This is a genomic window from Klebsiella terrigena (assembly GCF_012029655.1).
Taxonomy (GTDB): Bacteria; Pseudomonadota; Gammaproteobacteria; order Enterobacterales; family Enterobacteriaceae; genus Klebsiella; species Klebsiella terrigena.
In genome coordinates this window covers 1,095,662-1,115,815 of sequence record NZ_CP050508.1, presented here as the reverse complement: position 1 = coordinate 1,115,815, position 20,154 = coordinate 1,095,662, and the positions used below count along the sequence as shown (strand labels likewise).

At 55.8% G+C, this 20,154-nt stretch carries 17 protein-coding genes and 1 pseudogene; 11 read left to right on the top strand and 7 right to left on the bottom strand.

Features of this window, described 5'->3' with window-relative positions; all coding sequences use genetic code 11:
* Positions 1 to 46 precede the first annotated feature (46 nt).
* The 5 genes from HCK03_RS05330 to HCK03_RS05310 all read left to right on the top strand — a co-directional run bounded on the left by HCK03_RS05330 (position 47) and on the right by HCK03_RS05310 (position 5,438).
* Positions 47 to 1,087, top strand: a complete 1,041-nt coding sequence (locus tag HCK03_RS05330) for a hemin-degrading factor (protein WP_167691233.1) — start codon at positions 47 to 49, stop codon at positions 1,085 to 1,087.
* On the top strand, positions 1,084 to 1,902 hold the full coding sequence (locus HCK03_RS05325; protein ID WP_115192035.1) for a heme/hemin ABC transporter substrate-binding protein: 819 nt from the start codon (positions 1,084 to 1,086) through the stop codon (positions 1,900 to 1,902). Before HCK03_RS05330 ends, HCK03_RS05325 begins: the two co-directional genes overlap by 4 nt.
* On the top strand, positions 1,902 to 2,897 hold the full coding sequence (locus HCK03_RS05320) for a FecCD family ABC transporter permease (RefSeq protein ID WP_041146927.1): 996 nt from the start codon (positions 1,902 to 1,904) through the stop codon (positions 2,895 to 2,897). Before HCK03_RS05325 ends, HCK03_RS05320 begins: the two co-directional genes overlap by 1 nt.
* Complete coding sequence (locus tag HCK03_RS05315) at positions 2,890 to 3,669, top strand: heme ABC transporter ATP-binding protein (protein ID WP_143966552.1); 780 nt, start codon at positions 2,890 to 2,892, stop codon at positions 3,667 to 3,669. Before HCK03_RS05320 ends, HCK03_RS05315 begins: the two co-directional genes overlap by 8 nt.
* Before the next feature lie 431 nt (positions 3,670 to 4,100).
* On the top strand, positions 4,101 to 5,438 hold the full coding sequence (locus HCK03_RS05310; protein WP_167691232.1) for an MFS transporter: 1,338 nt from the start codon (positions 4,101 to 4,103) through the stop codon (positions 5,436 to 5,438).
* Here HCK03_RS05310 and HCK03_RS05305 read toward each other — a convergent pair.
* Positions 5,407 to 6,102 (bottom strand): IclR family transcriptional regulator domain-containing protein, encoded by a 696-nt coding sequence (locus tag HCK03_RS05305; RefSeq protein WP_123552080.1) that lies wholly within the window; start codon positions 6,100 to 6,102, stop codon positions 5,407 to 5,409. The genes HCK03_RS05310 and HCK03_RS05305 overlap by 32 nt on opposite strands.
* 63 nt (positions 6,103 to 6,165) lie before the next feature.
* On the opposite strand from HCK03_RS05305, the gene HCK03_RS05300 reads away from it, so the two are divergent.
* Positions 6,166 to 8,424, top strand: a complete 2,259-nt coding sequence (locus HCK03_RS05300) for an FAD-dependent oxidoreductase (protein WP_167691231.1) — start codon at positions 6,166 to 6,168, stop codon at positions 8,422 to 8,424.
* Positions 8,425 to 8,702: 278 nt separating this feature from the next.
* Positions 8,703 to 9,584, top strand: a pseudogene (locus HCK03_RS05295) (IS3 family transposase).
* Positions 9,585 to 9,659: 75 nt separating this feature from the next.
* Here the strand turns inward: HCK03_RS05295 and HCK03_RS05290 are convergent.
* The 3 genes from HCK03_RS05290 to HCK03_RS05280 all read right to left on the bottom strand — a co-directional run bounded on the left by HCK03_RS05290 (position 9,660) and on the right by HCK03_RS05280 (position 12,022).
* Positions 9,660 to 9,959 (bottom strand): hypothetical protein, encoded by a 300-nt coding sequence (locus HCK03_RS05290; protein WP_167691230.1) that lies wholly within the window; start codon positions 9,957 to 9,959, stop codon positions 9,660 to 9,662.
* Positions 9,956 to 11,779: an ABC transporter ATP-binding protein gene (locus HCK03_RS05285; protein ID WP_167691229.1), complete on the bottom strand. Its 1,824-nt coding sequence runs from the start codon at positions 11,777 to 11,779 to the stop codon at positions 9,956 to 9,958. The genes HCK03_RS05290 and HCK03_RS05285 overlap by 4 nt, the downstream gene beginning before the upstream one ends.
* An 81-nt stretch (positions 11,780 to 11,860) precedes the next feature.
* Positions 11,861 to 12,022 carry a hypothetical protein gene (locus HCK03_RS05280; protein WP_167691228.1) on the bottom strand — a complete coding sequence of 54 codons (162 nt, stop codon included), beginning with the start codon at positions 12,020 to 12,022 and terminating at the stop codon, positions 11,861 to 11,863.
* 400 nt (positions 12,023 to 12,422) lie between these two features.
* Between HCK03_RS05280 and HCK03_RS05275 the strand changes: the two genes are divergently transcribed.
* Positions 12,423 to 13,040, top strand: a complete 618-nt coding sequence (locus tag HCK03_RS05275; RefSeq protein ID WP_123552078.1) for a Fic/DOC family protein — start codon at positions 12,423 to 12,425, stop codon at positions 13,038 to 13,040.
* On the opposite strand, the gene HCK03_RS05270 is transcribed toward HCK03_RS05275, so the two are convergent.
* Positions 13,037 to 13,207, bottom strand: coding sequence for a hypothetical protein (locus HCK03_RS05270; RefSeq protein ID WP_162829812.1), 171 nt, complete (start codon positions 13,205 to 13,207; stop codon positions 13,037 to 13,039). The two genes, HCK03_RS05275 and HCK03_RS05270, sit on opposite strands and share 4 nt — an antisense overlap.
* A gap of 604 nt (positions 13,208 to 13,811) precedes the next feature.
* Here HCK03_RS05270 and mutS point away from each other — a divergent pair.
* Positions 13,812 to 16,379 (top strand): DNA mismatch repair protein MutS, encoded by a 2,568-nt coding sequence (gene mutS / locus HCK03_RS05265; RefSeq protein ID WP_167691227.1) that lies wholly within the window; start codon positions 13,812 to 13,814, stop codon positions 16,377 to 16,379.
* 84 nt (positions 16,380 to 16,463) lie between these two features.
* Here mutS and HCK03_RS05260 read toward each other — a convergent pair whose 3' ends face one another.
* The gene (locus HCK03_RS05260; protein ID WP_167691226.1) at positions 16,464 to 17,351 is read right to left on the bottom strand and encodes a LysR family transcriptional regulator; all 888 of its coding nucleotides are present in this window, start codon (positions 17,349 to 17,351) and stop codon (positions 16,464 to 16,466) included.
* A gap of 109 nt (positions 17,352 to 17,460) precedes the next feature.
* On the opposite strand from HCK03_RS05260, the gene HCK03_RS05255 reads away from it, so the two are divergent.
* Together HCK03_RS05255 and HCK03_RS05250 are read left to right on the top strand one after the other, a co-directional pair.
* The gene (locus HCK03_RS05255; protein WP_167691225.1) at positions 17,461 to 18,675 is read left to right on the top strand and encodes an MFS transporter; all 1,215 of its coding nucleotides are present in this window, start codon (positions 17,461 to 17,463) and stop codon (positions 18,673 to 18,675) included.
* The gene (locus tag HCK03_RS05250; protein ID WP_123552074.1) at positions 18,672 to 19,049 is read left to right on the top strand and encodes a DUF4440 domain-containing protein; all 378 of its coding nucleotides are present in this window, start codon (positions 18,672 to 18,674) and stop codon (positions 19,047 to 19,049) included. The genes HCK03_RS05255 and HCK03_RS05250 overlap by 4 nt, the downstream gene beginning before the upstream one ends.
* Before the next feature lie 65 nt (positions 19,050 to 19,114).
* Here the strand turns inward: HCK03_RS05250 and rpoS are convergent, their stop codons facing one another.
* Positions 19,115 to 20,107, bottom strand: a complete 993-nt coding sequence (gene rpoS / locus HCK03_RS05245; RefSeq protein ID WP_004866938.1) for an RNA polymerase sigma factor RpoS — start codon at positions 20,105 to 20,107, stop codon at positions 19,115 to 19,117.
* Positions 20,108 to 20,154 lie beyond the last annotated feature (47 nt).

Genomic DNA, 20,154 nt, shown 5'->3' with positions numbered 1-20,154 from the left:
CCGGCCGCGATGCCGGGGATACTCATCGTAGAGAAGGATGTGAATTATGCGAGACGCTCAACATCAACATGCCCCGCTGTGGCAGCGCTATCTGACCACTAAAGCGCAATCCTCCGCCAAATACGCCCGCGATATCGCCGCCGAAATGGGGATCAGCGAAGCCGAGCTGACCGAAGCCCGCCTCGGCTACGATGCCGTGCGCCTGCAGGACGACGCCCGCGCGATCCTGGCCGCGCTGGAAGCGGTCGGCGAAACGAAGTGTATTTGCCGCAACGAATATGCGGTCCACGAGCAGGTTGGCGAATTTACCCACCAGCACCTCAACGGCCACGCCGGGCTGGTGCTCAACCCGCGGGCCCTCGACCTGCGCCTGTTTCTCAGCCAGTGGGCCAGCGCGTTCCACCTGACCGACGGCGATCGCCAGAGCATTCAGTTTTTCGATCATCACGGCGACGCGCTGCTGAAGGTCTACGCCACCGAACAAACCGATATCGCCGCCTGGGATGCGCTGATTGCCGGGCACACCCAGAGTGAGCCGACGCCGCTGGCGATCCGTCCGGTCGAGGCAGCAAAATATGCTGACGCCGTCGACGGCGCCGCGCTGGAGAGCGAGTGGCGCGCGATGACCGACGTGCACCAGTTCTTCGGCCTGCTGAGAAAGCATAACCTGGCGCGCCAGCAGGCTTTCCGGGCGGTGAGCGACGACCTCGCCTGCCGCATCGAAAACGATGCCCTGCCGCGCCTGCTCGGCACCATCCGCGAAGAGGGCAATGAAATTATGATTTTCGTCGGCAACCGCGGCTGCGTGCAAATCTTCACCGGCGCGCTCGAAAAGCTGCTGCCGATGCGCGGCTGGCTCAATATTTTCAACAGCACCTTTACGCTGCACCTGCGCGAAGAGAGCGTTGATGAGGTTTGGGTGACCCGCAAACCGACCTCTGACGGCCACGTCACCAGCGTCGAGCTGTTCGCCAAAGACGGCACTCAGATAGCCCAGCTCTTCGGCCAGCGCAGCGAAGGCCACCCGGAGCAGGAGCAGTGGCGCAGCCAGGTTGACCGTCTGACGACGGAAGGACAGCTCGCATGAACCGCTGGCTCGTACTGCTGACGGCCTTGCCGCTGTTTGCCAGCGCCGCCGCCGAGCGCATCGTCTCTCTCGGCGGCGACGTCACCGAAGTGGTTTACGCCCTCGATGCCCGGCAGCAGCTGGTTGCCAAAGACAGCACCAGCACCTGGCCCGCCGAGGCGCAGGCGCTGCCGGACGTCGGCTATCTGCGCCAGCTCAACGCCGAAGGGATCCTCTCGCTGCGCCCGACCCTCGTGCTGGCCAGCGCCCAGGCCCAGCCTTCGCTGGTGCTAAAAAAGGTACAGGAAAGCGGCGTGAAGGTCGTTGACGTGCCGGGCGGCTACAGCCTGGCGTCAATCGATAGCAAGGTCGCCACGATTGCCGCAGCCTTAGGTAAACAGGCGCAGGGCGATGCGCTGCTGCAGAAGGTGCACCAGCAGATCGCGCAGATCCCCACTCAACCGCTTAACAAGCGGGTGCTGTTTATTCTCAGCCACGGCGGGATGAACACCCTGGTCGCCGGGAAGCAGACCGCGGCCGACGGGGCGATCCGCGCCGCAGGCCTGCAGAACGCAATGCAGGGCTTCGACCACTATCGCAGCATGTCCCAGGAGGGCGTGGTCGCCAGCCTGCCGGACCTGGTGGTGATTTCCGCCGACGGGCTCAAGGGCATGGGGGGCGAAGCGGGACTGTGGAAGCTTCCCGGCCTCGCGCAAACCCCGGCGGGCCGCCATAAGCAGGTGCTGGTGATTGACGATATGGCGCTGCTCGGGTTTGGTCCGCGCACCCCGCAGGCGGTCATCACGCTGCGGCAGAAAGCGGAGCAGCTGCCCTGATGCGTGCCGCTCCCGCCCGTACTCTGTGGCTGATGCTGCTGCTGCTGGCGGGGCTGACGCTGTTCGCCACCACGCTTGGGGCGATGCGTCTGCCGCTCGCCAGCCTGTGGCCATCCGGAGATGAGATGCTGCGCCATATCTGGCTGACGATCCGCCTGCCCCGCGTGCTGCTGGCGCTGCTGGTCGGCGCCGCGCTGGCGCTCTCCGGCTGCGTGATGCAGGGGCTGTTTCGCAACCCGCTCGCCGACCCCGGCCTGCTGGGGATCAGCAGCGGCGCGGCGCTGGCGGTGGCCTGCTGGCTGGTGCTGCCGCTGTCGGTGCCGGTACTGGTGGCGCTGTATGCCCCGATGCTGGCGGCCTTTATCGGCAGCCTGGCGGTGATGGTGGTGATTTTTATCCTTAGCCGGGCCGGCGACGGTTCGCTGTCGCGCCTGCTGCTGGTCGGGATTGCCATCAACGCGCTGTGCGGCGCGCTGGTGGGGGCGCTGGCGTGGATAAGCAACGATACCCAGCTGCGCCAGCTTTCCCTGTGGGGAATGGGCAGCCTCGGCCAGGCTGAGTGGTCTACGCTGCTGGTGGCGGCCACGCTGATGGTCCCGGCCTCAGCAGCAGTATGGCTGATGGCCTCGCGCCTCAACCTGCTGCAGCTTGGCGATGAGGAAGCGCACTATCTCGGGGTCAACGTCCGGGCGCTGCAGCGGCTGCTGCTGCTGTGCAGCGCCCTGCTGGTGGCGGCATCGGTCGCCATCAGCGGGGTGATCGGCTTTATTGGCCTGGTGGTTCCGCATCTGATGCGGATGTGGCTGGGCCCGGACCATCGCGGCCTGGTCCCCGGCTCGCTGCTCGCCGGCGCGATTTTACTGCTCCTCGCCGATACCCTCGCCCGCACCGTCGCCGCGCCCGCCGAAATGCCGGTCGGCCTGCTGACCAGCATGCTCGGCGCGCCGTGGTTTTTATGGCTCATTTTCCGCCAGCAGAGGACGAACGATGGATAACCACTATACCGCCCGCTCGCTGTCGCTGCGCGTCGGCCGACGCCTGCTGATTGACGATATCTCCCTGCAGCTGAGCGCGGCCGGAATGACCGCGCTGATTGGCCCAAACGGCGCGGGCAAATCAACCTTGCTCCGCCTGCTGACCGGCTTTTTAACCCCGGACAGCGGCGAACGGCGCGTGGAGGGCCGGCCGCTGGAAAGCTGGACGCCAGAGGCGCTCTCCCGCCGCCGGGCGGTGATGCTGCAGCGCACTCAGCTGCACGCCGACTGGCCCGTTGAGACGGTGATCGCCATGGGGCGCTCGCCGTGGGGCAAAACCCCGGACCTGCAGACCCTGCGCAGGGTAATGGCGGAGACCGGCTGCGACCATCTCGCCGGCAGACGCTACCCTTCACTCTCCGGCGGCGAGCAGCAGCGGGTGCAGCTGGCCCGCTGTCTCGCACAGCTGTGGCGCGACGACGCGCCGCAGGGCTGGCTGTTTCTTGATGAGCCAACCTCGGCGCTGGACCTTTACTATCAGCAGCACCTGCTGCGCCTGCTAAAACGGCTGACCCGCAGCGGCCTGCTGCACGTCTGCATCGTGCTGCACGATCTTAACCTCGCCGCGCTGTGGGCCGACCATATCCTGCTGATGCATCAGGGAAAGCTGGTGGCGGAAGGCACGCCGCATGAGGTGATACGCCAACCGATCATTAACCGCTGGTACGGCGCCGACGTGCGCACGGGCCAGCACCCCGACCACGCCATTCCGCAGGTCTATCTGGCGCCCTAATCCCTCCACGAAGCGCGCGGCCGTCCGCGCGCTTCGCTGCAATGACATAACGTTCTGGCGTTGTCCGTACAATTCACGGTATTACCTGCTGAGCAACCGGCATAGCAATAAGCAATAACCCGCAACCGGAATACAGCCATTACAGCAGCGGGCACTTGTGAGCAAGTTTCGCTATGTTAGCTTTAGGATAATCGCCTGCCGCCCTGCCTCTATTTTTCCCCACGCGCACAAGGCGAGGAAAAGATTGCCCCGCTGCATTATCGCCTCTTCTTGCTCAAACTCATTTAGCTCATAAGTTTTACTCTGATCACATTTCAAACGATTTCTCTTTGCTCACCGTCTTTTGTTTCTATAAAAGAAACACACAAGGATAGAAAAACCACTCTGTTGTTAAAACAGGCCGTGAGAACAAAAATAAAGAGAACATTGATATGGCAGAACAACCGCTTTCTACAGCCAAGGTAAAAAATACCGGGCGCGTCCGATTTCTGGTGCTCGGGCTCGTGTTTATCAACATCATCATTAACTACATGGATCGCACCAACCTTTCCGTTGCCGCCACGCAAATGGCTGGAGATTTGCAGTTCACGCCGTTGCAGATGGGCCTGGTGTTTTCAGCTTTTGGTTGGATTTATGCCGCGCTACAAATACCCGGCGGATTTGTTATCGACCGCTTCGGGGCGCGCATTGTTTACGGCGTAGGGTTGTTTATTTGGTCGTTGATTACCGCCCTGCACGCGATTGCCAACAGCTTTGGCGGCCTGGTTGGCTTACGCCTGGGCGTCGGCGCATTTGAAGCGCCAGTCATGCCTTCCAATAATCGCGTGATTTCCAGCTGGTTCCCGGAAAACGAACGCGCCAGCGCCATCGGTATTTACTCTTCTGCGCAATTTGTTGGCCTGGCCTGCATGACACCGCTGCTGTTCCATATTCAGGAGCTGTATGGCTGGCGCGGTTTATTCCTGATTACCGGCGCCGTCGGGATGGTCTGGGCAGTGGTGTGGTATTACCTGTACCGCGAGCCGCTGGAACATAAAGGCGTTTCAAAGGCAGAGCTTGAGCATATCCGCCAGGGCGGCGCAATTCTGGAAAGCCGTCAGGAAGCAGCCAAACGCAAGTTTGCATGGAGCGACCTGGCACTGATGTTCCGCAGCCGCAAACTGATTGGCATTTACTTTGGTCAGTTCACTATCTCCGCCACCTTCTGGTTTTTCCTGACCTGGTTCCCGACCTATCTGGTGCAATATCGCCATATGGATTTTATTAAGTCTGGCTATATCGCCTCCGTCCCTTATCTGGCGGCCTTCTTCGGGGTATTGCTGGCGGGGTTTGTCTCAGACCGTTTAATCAAACGTGGGGTCAGTGCAAGCTTTGCGCGTAAAGCCCCGGTAATTCTCGGCATGTCTTTAACGCTGTTTATCCTGGGTGCCAATTACACCGACAGCCCGACGCTCATCATTCTTTTCATGTCGATTGCCTTCTTTGGTAACGGCCTTGCCACCATCACCTGGGTGTTTGTGACGGCACTCGCGCCGCGTCATTTAATTGGTCTGGCAGGTGGGGTGTTTAACTTTACCGGCGCGCTGTCGTCCATTGTGGTGCCCATTGCAATTGGCGCGCTAATCGACGGGCATAACTTTGCCCCTGCGCTGGCATTCATCGCCATTCTGGCAGGGCTTGGGATTTGCTCTTACCTGTTTGTGGTTGGGCGCATCGACCTGGACACGCCACCAGAGGTTAAGCCGCAGGAGTCACGAGTTGGGCGGTGAGTTGATTGAGCTGAGCAAGGCGCGGGGCAACCTGTTGTTTATCGGCGTCCCACATTCCGGCAAAAGCGATGGCTGCGTTGTGCGCCCCCAGAGGCTGAGCCATCGAAAGCTCGCCATCTTCATGGCGCCAGACAACGTGGCCAGACTCTCGCTGCTGGGCAAGTTTGGGGGCCATTTCCCGCCAGTGTTCAGGCGAGAAACGCGCTTGCAATGCCTCATCGGTTTCGCTGGCAAGCAATGCCATTCCGATAACCGATTGCCACGCCGGAAGCGTGTGGAAACCAGCCAGAGCCTGGCTAACCTGGCTGCCCGGTTCAGAGTGATAGATGTAGATAACCTGGTCTTCCCACAGCACGCCGAGCGCCACCACGATATCTTTCGGCGCATGGCGTTCAAGCAAAGGCAAAGCCTGGGAAAACAGTGCAGAACCGCGAATCGCCTGTGCTGCCAAAGCGTGAATACCCGGCCCAGGCAAATAGCGGCGTTGTTCATCCTGCTGGGTCAGACCAATCGCCGCCATGGTCATCAACAGGCGATTAACGCGGGTGGCATTAATCCCCATCAGGCGCGCCAGCTCCCGGCAACCAATTGCCCGGCCGCTGGTGACCAGATACTGCAAACAACGGATACCGTCGATAAGACTTTGATTCGGTTGTGATGACATAGCGCGCTTCAAATTCATTTAAGAACCACGATTTTATCGTCAGTTTTACAGGAAACAAACTTTATGCAAATTTTTCAGCAAACCCACGCCCGGGAATTCCCTTCTCAACAATTAAAAACAGACTTGCTGGTTGCCGGCGGCGGTCTCGCCGGGTTATGCGCAGCCCTTGCTGCCGCTCGCGATGGTTTGAACGTGGTTTTGGTGCAGGACAGGCCCGTTCTGGGGGGCAACGCATCGAGCGAAGTCCGTCTGTGGGCCAACGGGGCTACTTCACATATGGGGAACAATAATCGCTGGTCGCGCGAAGGCGGCATCATGGGTGAAATCATGGAGGAGAACGTTTACCGGAATAAAGAAGGCAATCCGGTGATGTTTGATCTCGTTTTGTTGGATATGGCCCGCAGTGAACCCAATCTGACGCTGCTATTGAACACCGCGTTATATGAGGTTTCTACCGAAAGGCAACGTATTACCAGCGCCAAAGGCTTCAACGCCATTAACGAAACCTTTTATGACATTGCCGCCAGCCAGTTTTGCGATGCGACCGGCGATGGCGTGCTGGGGCATCTAGCCGGGGCTGAATATCGCGTAGGCGCAGAAGACCCGGAAGAGTTTGATGAAAAAATGGCGCCGGGCGATAGCTTCGGCCACAAACTTGGGCACTCCATCTATTTCTACACCAAAAAAGGCAGCGCGCCGGTTAACTTCATTCCCCCCTCTTTTGCCCTGAAAGATATCGAAGAAATCCCCCGCTACACGCGCCTGACATCAACGCTTAACGGTTGTGATTTATGGTGGCTGGAATGGGGAGGTCGCCTTGATACCATCCATGACAGCGAAGAAATTAAGTGGGAACTGTGGAAAATCGTCTGGGGTGTTTGGGATTACATTAAAAACTCAGGGCAATTCCCGGATGCTGAAAATATGACCATCGAGTGGGTCGGCGCGATCCCAGGTAAACGTGAAAGCCGCCGCTTTGTTGGCGACCACATCCTTTGCCAGCAAGATATTATTGAGCAGCGTGACCACTACGACGCGGTGGGTTACGGCGGTTGGTCAATTGATCTTCATCCGGCTGATGGCGTTTACAGCAAGCACGACGGCTGCCGCCAGTTCCACAGCAAAGGCACCTATACCATTCCTTATCGCAGCTTATACAGCCGTTCTATGGAAAACTTATTCCTGACCGGGCGTCTGATTTCCGCCTCACATGTCGCTTTTGGCAGTGCTCGCGTGATGTGTACCTGTGGTTTATTAGGCGAAGTGGTTGGCCGGGCGGCGGCGTTGTGCCACCAGCAGCAAATCACTGCACCACAGCTGGCAGAACAAAACCGCATCGGTTCACTGCAACGGCATCTACAACAAACCGGCTGCTATATCCCTCGCCAATGGTTGAGCGACCCGGCGTCTGGCGCACATGTGAGCACCAGCAGCGAATGGCAATTAACTGAGCTGCCGGCAAACGGTACATGGAAGGCATTGAATGAGCGCATGGCATTACTCCTGCCGCTCAAAGCGGGTGAAATCTTGCCTGAGTTGAATTTCACCTTACGTGCAGGTTCGCCGCAGCTGCTTAAAATCCGCCTGTTAGGCAGTGAACGCGCGGGTAATTTCACCCCTGATACGCCACTGGACGAGTGTGAAATTTCTGTCTTTGAAGCGGGTGAATACAGCGTGCAATTCCATTATCAAAGCGCACGCGATGAATATTTGTTCATCGTATATGAGAGCAATGAACACATCGATATTGCGCTAAGCGACGTGCAGCTTCCGGGAATTATGACGGTGTTTAATGGCCTGAACGCCAGGGTTGCGAAGCATACACGTCAGGTCGCTGATGGCAACTATGGCGTGGATGAGTTCGATTTCTGGTTGCCGCGCCGCCAGCCAAATCAAATTCTTCCGGCACTTCGCCTGGCTTCACCACTGCGTTGCTACGCACCAGAAAACCTGGTCAACGGCCGTTTGCGCCCGGAGCAGCACACCAATGCATGGGTACCTGCCGCTGACGATAGTTTGCCGACTGTGACCTGGCGTTGGGAACGGCCGCAGACATTACGCGCGCTAACGCTGGTGTTCGATAACGATTTTGATAACGCCATGGAAACGGTACAGATGGGCCATGCGCTGGCGGTGACGCCGCATTGCGTGACCCACTACCGTTTATGGGTTGATAACACCTTACTGGCGGAAGTATTCGACAACCGCCATTCCGTTTGCGAGCATCGTTTGCCCGAAAACATCAGTGCCCAACAGGTCAAACTGGAGATGGTAAAAACAGCCGGAAGCATTGCCGCGCTCTACTCTTTGAACGTCCGATAAACGAAAGCCACCGCAGTCTTAGCTGCGGCGGCTTACCTTCACCAAAAAAAATCATAAAATTCAGTTAATTAATAAAATCGATTCTCGCCAGCGAACTTGGACTCCCATTTGGCTCAGGGTGTTGATGCCAATCGTAAGCGTTCTAATCCCATCGTGAGCCGCGCTACCCGCTTTAGCAACTGGAACGCGGATCGCTGCATCTTGCTTCGTCACTGATCTTTCCCAGCAATAGTGGACACGTGACTAAGTGAGTAAACTCTCAACCAGAGGTGACTCACATGACAAAACCAGCAGTATCCAAAAAGCCCCCGTAAACAACATACGCCTGAGTTCCGCAGTGAAGCCCTGAAGCTGGCTGAGCGCGTTGGTAATGAAGTATGTCTTCATCGAAAAACATCAGGCTGAGTTCAGCATCAAGGCGACGTGCCGGGGGCTCCGTGTCGCCCGCAGCGGCTGGTATGCCTGGCGTAACCGGCTTGATGTGATAAGTGTCCTCCAGCAGTTCCGGCAGCGATGCGACAGCCTGGTTTATGACGTTTTTAAGCATGCAAAACAGCGTTATGGTGCACCACGCCTTACTGATGAACTGCGGAGTCAGGGGAAAGCCTTCAATGTGAAAATCGTTGCCGCCAGCCTGCGTCGTCAGGGCCTGCGGGCGAAGGCTGCACGGAATTTCAGCCCGGTGAGCTACCGTGAACACTGTCTTCCCGTATCAGAAAACCTGCTGAAGCAGGACTTTTATGCCAGCGGGCCGAACCAGAAAGGGTGTGGAGACACCACGTACTTACGTACGGATGAGGGCACAGCTGGCGTGTGATGCGCTGCATATGGCACTGTGGCGGCGTAAACGACCGGAGCAGGTCGTCGTTCACACCGACCGGGGCGGGCAGTACTGTTCAACGGATTATCAGGCACTGCTGAAACGACATAATCTACGCGGCAGCATGAGTGCAAAGGGATATTGTTATGACAGTGCCTGAGCAGAAAGCTTCTTCCACTCACTGAAAATGGAATGTATCCACGGGGAACGTTTTGCCAGCCGTGAAACAATGCGCACGACGGTGTTTAATTATATCGAGCGTGATTACAATCGCTGGCGTCGTCATAGTGCATGTGGCGGTATCAGCCCGGAACAGTTTGAAAACCAAGCTCTCGCTTAGAGCCGCGTCCACATTATGCGGGTAGGATCAACTCATACTTTCATCACATGAAGACATTACTAATATCGCGGTGTATTAATCAACGGGGAGCAGGTCAGTGGGGGCAGCATAGACCAGTCTTCTTTTTTCCATAAAAGCAGCGGCCACAAATTTATCATCGATATTTGAAGCAACGGCATCTATGAGGCATCCATCATCAGCGAACGAGATTACGACCTCCTGGCTTCCATATCCATTAAGGCAAAGCCATGCCTTTTCGGCATTAACTGAACGGCATTGTTGCCCACCTGGCAAGCGACCATGTAGATGCCACTGCGATTGATATGCAGAAGATGCGAGCAAATGAGGAGGAAGGGAGAAGGCTGTAGTACTCATAGCTGTGCCTGCTGTTTCCACAGGGAATAATAGATTCCTTCATGTCGTACCAATTCATCGTGAGACCCCTCTTCCTTGATGAGACCTTCCTGCAGGACTACAATTCTGTCCATTCCGATAACCGACGACAGGCGGTGTGCAATAGCAATGACCGTTTTATCTGCCATAGCATCGTTCAACGCATCGCGGATTTCGACTTCGGTCAGAGAGTCAAGTGCTGAGGTAGCCTCGTCCAGAATCAGAATAGGCGAATTACGCAGAATAGCGCGGCAGATGCTTAGTCGTTGACGCTGCCCACCGGATAGTCTGACACCACGATCGCCGATCAGTGTATCAAACCCAGTATTAATGCCGTCCGTTGCCTGAAGGATAAACTCCAGAGCTTTGGCTTTTTGGGCTGCAAGTAGTACATCCTCTTCACTAAAGTTGTCGCAACCGAAAGTAATATTTTCGTAAATAGTTCTATTAAACAGTATATTATCTTGCGTCACAATACTAAACTGATGCCGAAGATCACTCAGAGAGATCTGTTGGATATTCGTATCACCAAGAAGGATTCGTCCGCTAGAGGGCTCGTAAAACCGCATCAACAAACTAATAAGCGTGGATTTCCCGGATCCAGATTCTCCCACAATTGCGACCTTCTCACCTGGTCTGATGCGCATATTAAGTCCACGTATCACCGGTTTTCCTGCTTCATATTGAAAAACCAGATCACAAAAGTGGATATCACCGCACATGCCATCCAAACGAACCAAGTCATCTCGCTCTGTAACCTGATTCTGATTATGCACTGCCTCAATGGAGGAATTGAAAAGCCCCAATGCCCGCATTGCACCGGTAAGTTGACTCATTAGAATGGCCAATTGTCCCTCAAGGCGAAAAACTAACCCAAAGACAGCTGAAATCTCACCGACTGAGAGTAAGCCAGTGTGCCACGAAGAAATACAGATATAGCCGATTGCCACCATTGCGGTTGAGCTAATCACCAGCAGAAGCGTTTCGATACAAGTTATCGCCCGAAGGAAATGTTCATTTTTTATAATAAAATCATTCATTTTATTTTTAACAAAATCCCGGTCATCTCCTTCTGGTGATAGAGATTTCACGTTAATAATATTGGAAAAAATATCTACGAGGTGACCATTTATTATATTAGAGGCATCTGCAGATTTACGAGAACGCCTTTTAATTTCTGGCGCATACTTTATCGAAAGATAAAGATAAACAATCAGCCAAAGAAGAATCACTACTGTAAACCAGATATTGATAAAACTCATGAATCCGAGGGTCAAAATGACGTATGCAACATTCGACCATATCATCTGGAGTACATTGAGCAAAAATTCCGTCATTGCTTGTCCGGACTGCCAGACTGCTGATGCAATTTTCCCTGCATGGTTTCGGTTAAAATAAGATACATCATTATTGATAACTTTATTATAAAACATCCATCGAACCATAGGGCTGAAGCGGGCTCGGAGACACTGATCACATAATAAACCAAGACATAATGATGTGAACGGACGAATAATTAAGAATAGGATGACTGCAATAGTAAGCAATTGGTTTTGTGTTACTAAATGAGCAAGAGTGGATGATAATGTACCATTGAGGGAATCAATCACTTGTCCCACAATAAAAATGATCCCAACATCTACAGCTGCCTTTATAAAACCAACTAAAGCAATTATCAATACAATATATTTTATTTTACTTACGAAATACCACAGATTCTGCTTCTGGCGTAGAAAGGCCAGGTCTCTGTCCTGGAATGGATTAAGTAACCCCTCAAAAAAACCGAAAAAATACCCAAGCATAAATTGTCCTTAATAGAGAAATAAAGATGGCAACCTGAGTTGCCATCAAATTAAATCTCAATAACTAATAGGCCGTGTTACTTACCATCTTCCACCGATGCCGCCGCCGCCGCCCATACCGTATCCACCACGGCAGCAAAGAAACTCAAAGTTTCCTTCCTGTTCATCTTCACTTGTTGATATAAACTTAACCATTTCAACATGCTGTTCTACGTTGGCAGTTTCTTTTTTAACGTCTTCCAATTTTCATTGTTGAACATACCATTGTCTTTTTTATACACTACGCCATAAAACAATCACCGAAAAATGACCCCGATCAACTTTTAGGATCTTATTAAATGATTGCGCTGTTTTTTTTCATTATCGATTTAAATGGTTCGAGATCATGTTAATACAAAGAGTTTTATCCGGCCTTCATATCACTGAACAATTTTCCCATAAAAAATATATAGTCCTGTGCTATACAGGTATTCCGGGTGATATTATTTAGCAGGTGATTATGAATGTGATACCGAATGGAATAAAAACTACATTTTAACCTATACTTTTGTAACTATCTTATTTTAAGAATATTGTTTGTTGTACTCATCCAGCATTATACTCCCTCTGTTTTCCCATCCTTCTAATAACACAGGGCATCTCCATGAGCCGATACCATGTATCCGGTAGTGAAGGCCAGTATGAGAAAGACTCTGGCGAACAAGTTTTGGCTAATAAGCTGGGGATCGCTGCTTCTGAAGAGATAGATGGGGCTGAACTTGTCCTGCTAGAACAACTCTACCAGGCGGTTTTTGAAGAACATTTCCCGGAAGGACAACTCAACGTAGCCTTGTTAAAAAGCTGGCATCGCCGCTGGTTAGGTAACATCTATGAGTGGGCTGGACAAGAAAGAGCAGTAAACATCAGCAAAGGTGGCTTTATGTTTGCCCCTTCAGCGCAGTTGCCAAAACTGCTGAACGAATTCGACACCAGGTATCTGGCTCAATACACGCCGTGTAGCGGCATGGACGAAGAACAACTCATCACCGCTATCGCCATTACCCATGTCGAGCTGATACTTATCCATCCCTTCAGAGAGGGAAACGGGCGCCTGTCGCGACTGTTAGCCGACGTAATGGCCGTTCAGGGTGGGTACAAACCGCTGGATTATCTAAGCTGGGAACAGAACAAAACCCAGTATATCTCGGCTATCCATGCAGGCGTATCAATGGACTACGAGCCGATGAGACACTGGGTCAGAGAAGCATTAAGAAGGGGCTAAACCGCAAGACGTAAATGAGCGAATTTTTTGCGCGTTGCTTCAAGGGAAGCTTCGATCTTCTCTGAGGACTGCCCTGTTTCAACAGCCGTAGAGGTTGCCACTGAGCGAACGATGTCAGCACGAGATGGCTTAGCGTAGCTTGCCTGAGTTTTTTTGTTGTTGCTCATAGTTACTCCTGAAAAGCTGGATCTGGGCTGAAAATCATTGCACAAACATTATACCAAATTTTCTATGTGAATTCACATCAAGCCCGTCCAATACTAAGTCCTTTCAGTAATGCATAAAGGATATAGACAGCCTGAGTTTCCAGGCCTGTAGCATGTGTGACAGCAGCTTTCGGCGCATCACGTCTGGCTGCCAACGTTTACCGGTTGCCACATCTTTATAGGTAATGTTGAATGGCTGCCCTACCGCATTGGTAACGCATTTTATCGTAATGATTGGTTTTGCTGTTGTACTGATTTTGACACCAGAACCCAGGGTGAATCTCTAGGGTTGTCAGTGATAAGATACGGCTTTCGTTCAGGACTAGGTAAGTAGATAACACGTCCTTGCTGGTCGAGATCAGGTTTCACGTCGATAGATAACTTATTGATTATAAACGACTGATTTAGTGTTATTTCATAAATGTATACCAGCAGTTTAAGTGTGTATACCAGATAGTAGTCAGAATACTTCTGGTATACAAATTTTGAGATTTATATGAGTTTACGTGGGTTTCACTTGGGGCCACATGAGCACTCAAAGACTTAAAAAACGAGTAAAATCAAAATGAAAGAGTCTATTGACAAGGATCTATCAGACCACACTCCGATGATGCAGCAGTATCTGAAGCTGAAAGCGCAGCATCCGGAAATCCTGCTGTTCTACCGCATGGGCGACTTTTACGAGCTGTTCTATGACGACGCTAAGCGCGCCTCGCAGCTGCTTGATATCTCGTTGACCAAACGCGGCGCTTCGGCGGGCGAGCCGATCCCGATGGCCGGGATCCCCCACCATGCGGTGGAAAACTACCTCGCGAAGCTGGTGAATCAGGGCGAGTCGGTGGCGATTTGCGAGCAGATTGGCGATCCGGCCACCACCAAGGGGCCGGTCGAACGGAAGGTCGTGCGCATCGTCACGCCCGGCACCATCAGCGATGAAGCCCTGCTGCAGGAGCGTCAGGATAACCTGCTGGCCGCCATCTGGCAGGACAGCAAAGGCTTTGGCTATGCGACGCTGGATATCAGCTCCGGGCGTTTTCGCCTCAGCGAGCCGGCCGATCGCGAAACCATGGCGGCAGAGCTGCAGCGCACTAACCCGGCAGAGCTGCTATATGCCGAAGATTTTGCCGAAGCGGCGCTGATTGAAGGCCGCCGCGGCCTGCGCCGCCGTCCGCTGTGGGAGTTTGAAATCGACACCGCGCGCCAGCAGCTGAATTTACAGTTCGGCACCCGCGACCTGGTGGGCTTCGGGGTTGAGAACGCCCCGCGCGGCCTGTGCGCGGCGGGCTGCCTGCTGCAGTACGTCAAGGATACCCAGCGCACCTCCCTGCCGCATATCCGCTCGATTACCATGGAGCGCGAGCAGGACAGCATCATCATGGATGCCGCCACCCGCCGTAACCTTGAGATCACCCAGAACCTGGCCGGCGGCACCGACAATACCCTCGCCTCGGTACTCGACTGCACCGTCACCCCGATGGGAAGCCGGATGCTTAAGCGCTGGCTGCATATGCCAATCCGCAACAGCGCGGTGCTGATCGAGCGCCAGCAGACCATCGGCGCCCTGCAGGAGCGCTATAGCGAACTGCAGCCGGTGCTGCGTCAGGTCGGCGATCTCGAACGTATTCTGGCGCGCCTGGCGCTGCGCACCGCGCGGCCGCGCGATTTAGCCCGCATGCGCCATGCCTTCCAACAGCTGCCGGCGCTGCGCGACATGCTGGCCGAGGTCCCCTGCGCTCCGGTGCAGCAGCTGCGCGATAAAATGGGCGAGTTCGCCGAGCTGCGCGAGCTGCTGGAAAAGGCCATTATCGACGCGCCTCCGGTGCTGGTGCGCGACGGCGGCGTGATTGCCCCGGGCTATAACGAAGAGCTCGACGAGTGGCGCGCGCTGGCCGATGGCGCCACGGACTACCTCGATAAGCTCGAGATTCGCGAACGCGAACGGCTGGGGCTGGATACGCTTAAAGTGGGCTACAACGCGGTTCACGGCTACTACATCCAGATCAGCCGCGGCCAGAGCCAGCACGCGCCGATTCACTACGTCCGTCGCCAGACGCTAAAAAACGCCGAGCGCTACATTATTCCTGAGCTCAAGGAGTATGAAGACAAGGTGCTGACCTCGAAGGGCAAGGCGCTGGCGCTGGAGAAACAGCTCTACGACCGCCTGTTTGATATGCTGCTGCCGCATCTCGCCGACCTGCTGCAGAGCGCGAGCGCGCTGGCGGAGCTGGACGTGCTGATTAACCTCGCCGAGCGCGCCGAAACCCTCAACTACTGCTGCCCGACCTTTAGCGATAAGCCGGGCATCCGCATTGTCGAAGGCCGCCACCCGGTGGTCGAACAGGTGCTAAAAGAGCCGTTTATCGCCAACCCGCTCACCCTCTCTCCGCAGCGGCGGATGCTGATTATTACCGGTCCGAATATGGGCGGTAAAAGTACCTATATGCGCCAGACCGCGCTGATTGCGCTGCTGGCCTGGATCGGCAGCTACGTTCCGGCGGAGAAGGTCGACATCGGACCCATTGACCGCATCTTTACGCGCGTCGGCGCGGCGGACGATCTGGCAAGCGGGCGCTCAACCTTTATGGTCGAGATGACCGAAACCGCCAATATTCTGCATAACGCCACCGAGCACAGCCTGGTGCTGATGGACGAAATTGGCCGCGGCACCTCAACCTACGACGGCCTGTCGCTGGCGTGGGCCTGCGCCGAGAGCCTGGCGAATAAGATAAAGGCGCTGACTCTGTTTGCCACCCACTACTTCGAGCTCACCCAGTTGCCGGAGAAAATGGAAGGGGTAGCTAACGTCCATCTGGACGCGCTGGAGCACGGCGATACCATCGCCTTTATGCACAGCGTTCAGGACGGCGCGGCGAGCAAAAGCTACGGCCTGGCGGTCGCGGCGCTGGCGGGGGTACCGAAAGAGGTGATCAAGCGCGCGCGCCAGAAGCTGCGCGAGCTGGAGAGCATTTCGCCCAACGCCGCGGCGACCCAGGTTGACGGCACGCAGATGTCGCTGCTGTCGGCGCCGGAGGAGACCTCCCCGGCTCTCGAAGCGCTGGAGCATCTTGACCCCGATACGCTGACGCCGCGCCAGGCGCTGGAGTGGATCTATCGGCTGAAAAGCCTGGCCTAATCCTCTTATCCTCTGAACGTCACTCCCGGGCGGCAGCGCTTCGCCCGGGAGTGAACCGCAGAAATGGCCGAAGAAACCGGCATGTTATCCCACCCGCTGACGTAAAAAATCGATGAACGCCCGCACTCTGGTCGGCACGTGCCGCGCATCCGGATAGACCGCATAGACCCCCTGCGGCGGAAAGCTTAGCTCCGGCAGCAGATGGACCAAACGCCCCTGAGCCAATGAGGAGGCCACCAGCCACTCAGGCAGCAGCGCCACGCCGCTGCCGGCCAGGGCGAAGGCCATCAGCGCGTTGGCGCTATCCGCCGACAGGCGCGGGGTCTTTTTAATTTCAAAGCCGATAGCCTTGCGATCCCGACCGCTGAGCTGCCAGCGCAGCGGGGTTTGCAGGCGCTCGTGAATAATCCACTCGGCCTGGGCCAGCTCTTCAAGGGTTGCCAGCGGATGCTGCGCAAGCCACGCGGGTGCGGCAACGGGCAGGATCGCGAAACGCGAGATCAGCGCCGCACGGTAGCGCGAGTCCGCCAGCGTTCCGAGGCGAATGGCGACATCAAAGCGTTCGGAGATTAAATCGGCGTGGTGCGAAGATGAAACGTGGCGCACGCGCAGCGCCGGATGCAGCTGGCTAAATTCGGCCAAAGCGGGAACGATCGCCCGCGTCCCGTACTCCGGGGTGGTGGTGATGCGCAGCTCGCCGCTCAACCCGGCGTGGCTGGCCCGCACCTCATCCTGGAGATTTTCCGCCGCCTTCAGCAGCCCGACGCCGCGCTGATAGAACACCTTCCCCGCGTCCGTCAGGGTCAGCCGTCGCGTGGAGCGTAAAAGCAGCGTCACGCCAAGCTCGCTCTCCAGCTGCCGCACGTTAAAGCTCACCACCGCCTTGGTCTGGGCCAGGGCGACCGCCGCCGCGGTAAAACTTCCGCAGTCCACCACCGCCACAAACATCGCCATACGTTGCAGATTCAGCATGCTAATTCAGCTTATTGTCAAAAATTATCAGACAGTATATCCCGCTTCGCCGCGTTTATCCCCGCGACGTCGGGGTTTAGAGTAGCGACCTTCTTTACCGGAGATCGCCATGACGTATCGCAGCAAGGTTGCCACCGTTTTTCTGCTCAGTTTTTTTCTCGACTTAATCAATATGTTCATCGCCAGCGTTGCCTTTCCCGACATGAGCCGGGCGCTTAACGCTTCCGTCGGCGAACTGACCTGGGTCAGCAACGGCTATATCGCCGGGCTCACGCTGGTGATCCCCTTCAGCGCCTGGCTTGCACAGCGATTTGGCGCCCGCCGCGTTTTTCTGCTGTCGCTGCTGCTGTTCAGCGCGGCGGCGCTGGGAGCCGGAATGGCGGATTCGCTAAGCGCGCTGATTTTCTGGCGCGCGCTGCAGGGGATGGGCGGCGGGCTATTAATTCCCGTTGGTCAGGCGATGACCTGGCAGTACTTTCAGAGCCACGAGCGGGCAAAGCTCTCCGCCGCGGTGATGCTGGTCGGGCTGCTGGCGCCCGCCTGCTCTCCGGCGCTTGGCGGGCTGCTGGTGCAGACCTTCAGCTGGCGCTGGGTCTTCTTTGCCAGCCTGCCCGTCGCTTTTCTGACGCTTGTCCTGGCCGCCTGCTGGCTTGAGAAAGAGGCGAAGGCGACGCGTCCGAGGCGCTTTTTACACCTGCCGCTGCTGGCCGACCCGCTGCTGCGCTTCGCGATGCTGATTTACCTCTGCGTTCCCGGCACGTTTATTGGCATCAACGTCGTCGGCCTGTTTTACCTGCAAACCCTCACCGGCATGTCGCCCTCCGCCGTCGGGTCGCTGATGCTGCCTTGGTCGCTGGCATCGTTTGTGGCGATCGCCCTGACCGGCAGATACTACAACCGCTTCGGCCCCCGGCCGTTTATTATCAGCGGATGCCTGCTCCAGGCGGCGGGGATCCTGCTGCTGATCGGCGTAGGCCCGCAGACCCCGGCAATCGCCCTGATAAGCGCCTTCACGCTGATGGGTGCGGGCGGCAGCCTGTGCAGCAGCACGGCGCAAAGCAGCGCCTTTTTGAATATAGCCAATCACCACCTGCCGGACGCCAGCGCGCTGTGGAATATCAACCGCCAGCTCAGCTTTTTAGCCGGCGCGGCGCTGCTGGCGACGCTGCTCAGCATCCTGTTGCACCACTACCCCACCGTGCTGGCATGGCGCGGGGTGTTTATTACCGCGGCCGGGGTAACACTTATCCCCCTGCTGAGCTGCCTGCGATTCGACAACCGGGCGCTGGTCCTGCGCCTGCATAGCAAAATGGAGAAGAAATGAGCGCATATTTTGAGGAAGTTATTGATGCCCACGTGGTCATTGAAAACTGGTTAGGCCGCAAGGAAGGGAGCGCGGAGGCGTTAATGGCGCGCTTTACCCCCGATTTTACGCTGGTCGCCACCGGCGGTGCCCGGATGGACCATCCAACGGTCAGCCACTTTTTCCAGCAGGCCGGCGGCAGCCGCGCGGGCCTGACCATCGCCATTGATAGCCTCACGGAGCTTGCCCGCTGGCACGACGGCGCGGCGGTTCTCTATCGCGAAACGCAGACCCTTCCCGGACAGACGCCGACGGTGCGCTGGTCAACGGTGGTGTTCAGGCAGGAAGATGAGCGGATTTTGTGGCGCCACCTGCAGGAGACCTGGCAGGGGTAGAGTAAGGCTGGCTAAAAAAGGAAAAGGCCCAATCGAAGGATCGGGCCTTTTTTAAGAAAAATGTCTTATTCGCGGAATAGCGCTTCGATGTTCAGCCCCTGACCCTGCAGGATTTCCCGCAGGCGGCGCAGGCCTTCAACCTGGATCTGACGCACGCGTTCGCGGGTCAGGCCAATTTCACGACCTACATCTTCAAGCGTAGCGGCTTCGTAGCCCAGCAGGCCAAAACGACGCGCCAGGACTTCACGCTGCTTGGCGTTCAGTTCGAACAGCCATTTGACGATGCTTTGTTTCATATCATCGTCCTGCGTGGTGTCTTCCGGGCCGTTATCTTTTTCATCGGCCAGAATATCCAGCAGCGCTTTTTCCGAATCACCGCCCAGCGGCGTATCCACCGAGGTGATGCGCTCGTTCAGACGCAGCATACGGCTAACGTCATCAACCGGCTTATCCAGCTGTTCGGCAATCTCTTCCGCACTCGGCTCGTGGTCCAGCTTATGGGACAACTCGCGCGCGGTACGCAGATAGACGTTCAGCTCTTTAACAATATGGATAGGTAAACGAATGGTACGGGTTTGGTTCATAATCGCCCGTTCAATCGTTTGACGAATCCACCAGGTTGCATAAGTAGAAAAACGGAACCCACGTTCCGGGTCAAACTTTTCAACCGCGCGGATCAGCCCCAAATTGCCCTCTTCAATCAGATCCAGCAGCGCCAGACCACGATTGCTGTAACGACGGGCAATTTTTACCACCAGACGCAGGTTACTTTCTATCATCCGACGGCGTGAAGCGACATCACCACGCAACGCGCGTCGGGCGAAGTAGACCTCTTCTTCAGCCGTCAGCAGCGGGGAATAACCAATCTCACCAAGATAGAGCTGTGTCGCATCAAGCACGCGTTGCGTTGCGCCTTGCGACAGGAGATCCTCCTCGGCCAGATCGCTATCACTGGGTTCCTCTTCTACTAAGGCTTTCTCGTCGAAAACCTCAACTCCGTTCTCATCAAATTCCGCGTCTTCATTTAAATCATGAACTTTCAGCGTATTCTGACTCATAAAGATGGCTCCTACCCGTGATCCCTGAGCAAAGCACCTTCGCTAAA

What these genes read in the sequence shown, in the direction of transcription:
- HCK03_RS05330 (WP_167691233.1), top strand. Translation starts at nt 47, where the DNA reads ATGCGAGACGCTCAACATCAACATGCCCCGCTGTGGCAGCGCTATCTG.
- HCK03_RS05325 (WP_115192035.1), top strand. Translation starts at nt 1,084, where the DNA reads ATGAACCGCTGGCTCGTACTGCTGACGGCCTTGCCGCTGTTTGCCAGC.
- HCK03_RS05320 (WP_041146927.1), top strand. Translation starts at nt 1,902, where the DNA reads ATGCGTGCCGCTCCCGCCCGTACTCTGTGGCTGATGCTGCTGCTGCTG.
- HCK03_RS05315 (WP_143966552.1), top strand. Translation starts at nt 2,890, where the DNA reads ATGGATAACCACTATACCGCCCGCTCGCTGTCGCTGCGCGTCGGCCGA.
- HCK03_RS05310 (WP_167691232.1), top strand. Translation starts at nt 4,101, where the DNA reads ATGGCAGAACAACCGCTTTCTACAGCCAAGGTAAAAAATACCGGGCGC.
- HCK03_RS05305 (WP_123552080.1), bottom strand. Translation starts at nt 6,102, where the DNA reads ATGTCATCACAACCGAATCAAAGTCTTATCGACGGTATCCGTTGTTTG.
- HCK03_RS05300 (WP_167691231.1), top strand. Translation starts at nt 6,166, where the DNA reads ATGCAAATTTTTCAGCAAACCCACGCCCGGGAATTCCCTTCTCAACAA.
- HCK03_RS05290 (WP_167691230.1), bottom strand. Translation starts at nt 9,959, where the DNA reads ATGAGTACTACAGCCTTCTCCCTTCCTCCTCATTTGCTCGCATCTTCT.
- HCK03_RS05285 (WP_167691229.1), bottom strand. Translation starts at nt 11,779, where the DNA reads ATGCTTGGGTATTTTTTCGGTTTTTTTGAGGGGTTACTTAATCCATTC.
- HCK03_RS05275 (WP_123552078.1), top strand. Translation starts at nt 12,423, where the DNA reads ATGAGCCGATACCATGTATCCGGTAGTGAAGGCCAGTATGAGAAAGAC.
- HCK03_RS05270 (WP_162829812.1), bottom strand. Translation starts at nt 13,207, where the DNA reads ATGAGCAACAACAAAAAAACTCAGGCAAGCTACGCTAAGCCATCTCGT.
- mutS (WP_167691227.1), top strand. Translation starts at nt 13,812, where the DNA reads ATGAAAGAGTCTATTGACAAGGATCTATCAGACCACACTCCGATGATG.
- HCK03_RS05260 (WP_167691226.1), bottom strand. Translation starts at nt 17,351, where the DNA reads ATGCTGAATCTGCAACGTATGGCGATGTTTGTGGCGGTGGTGGACTGC.
- HCK03_RS05255 (WP_167691225.1), top strand. Translation starts at nt 17,461, where the DNA reads ATGACGTATCGCAGCAAGGTTGCCACCGTTTTTCTGCTCAGTTTTTTT.
- HCK03_RS05250 (WP_123552074.1), top strand. Translation starts at nt 18,672, where the DNA reads ATGAGCGCATATTTTGAGGAAGTTATTGATGCCCACGTGGTCATTGAA.
- rpoS (WP_004866938.1), bottom strand. Translation starts at nt 20,107, where the DNA reads ATGAGTCAGAATACGCTGAAAGTTCATGATTTAAATGAAGACGCGGAA.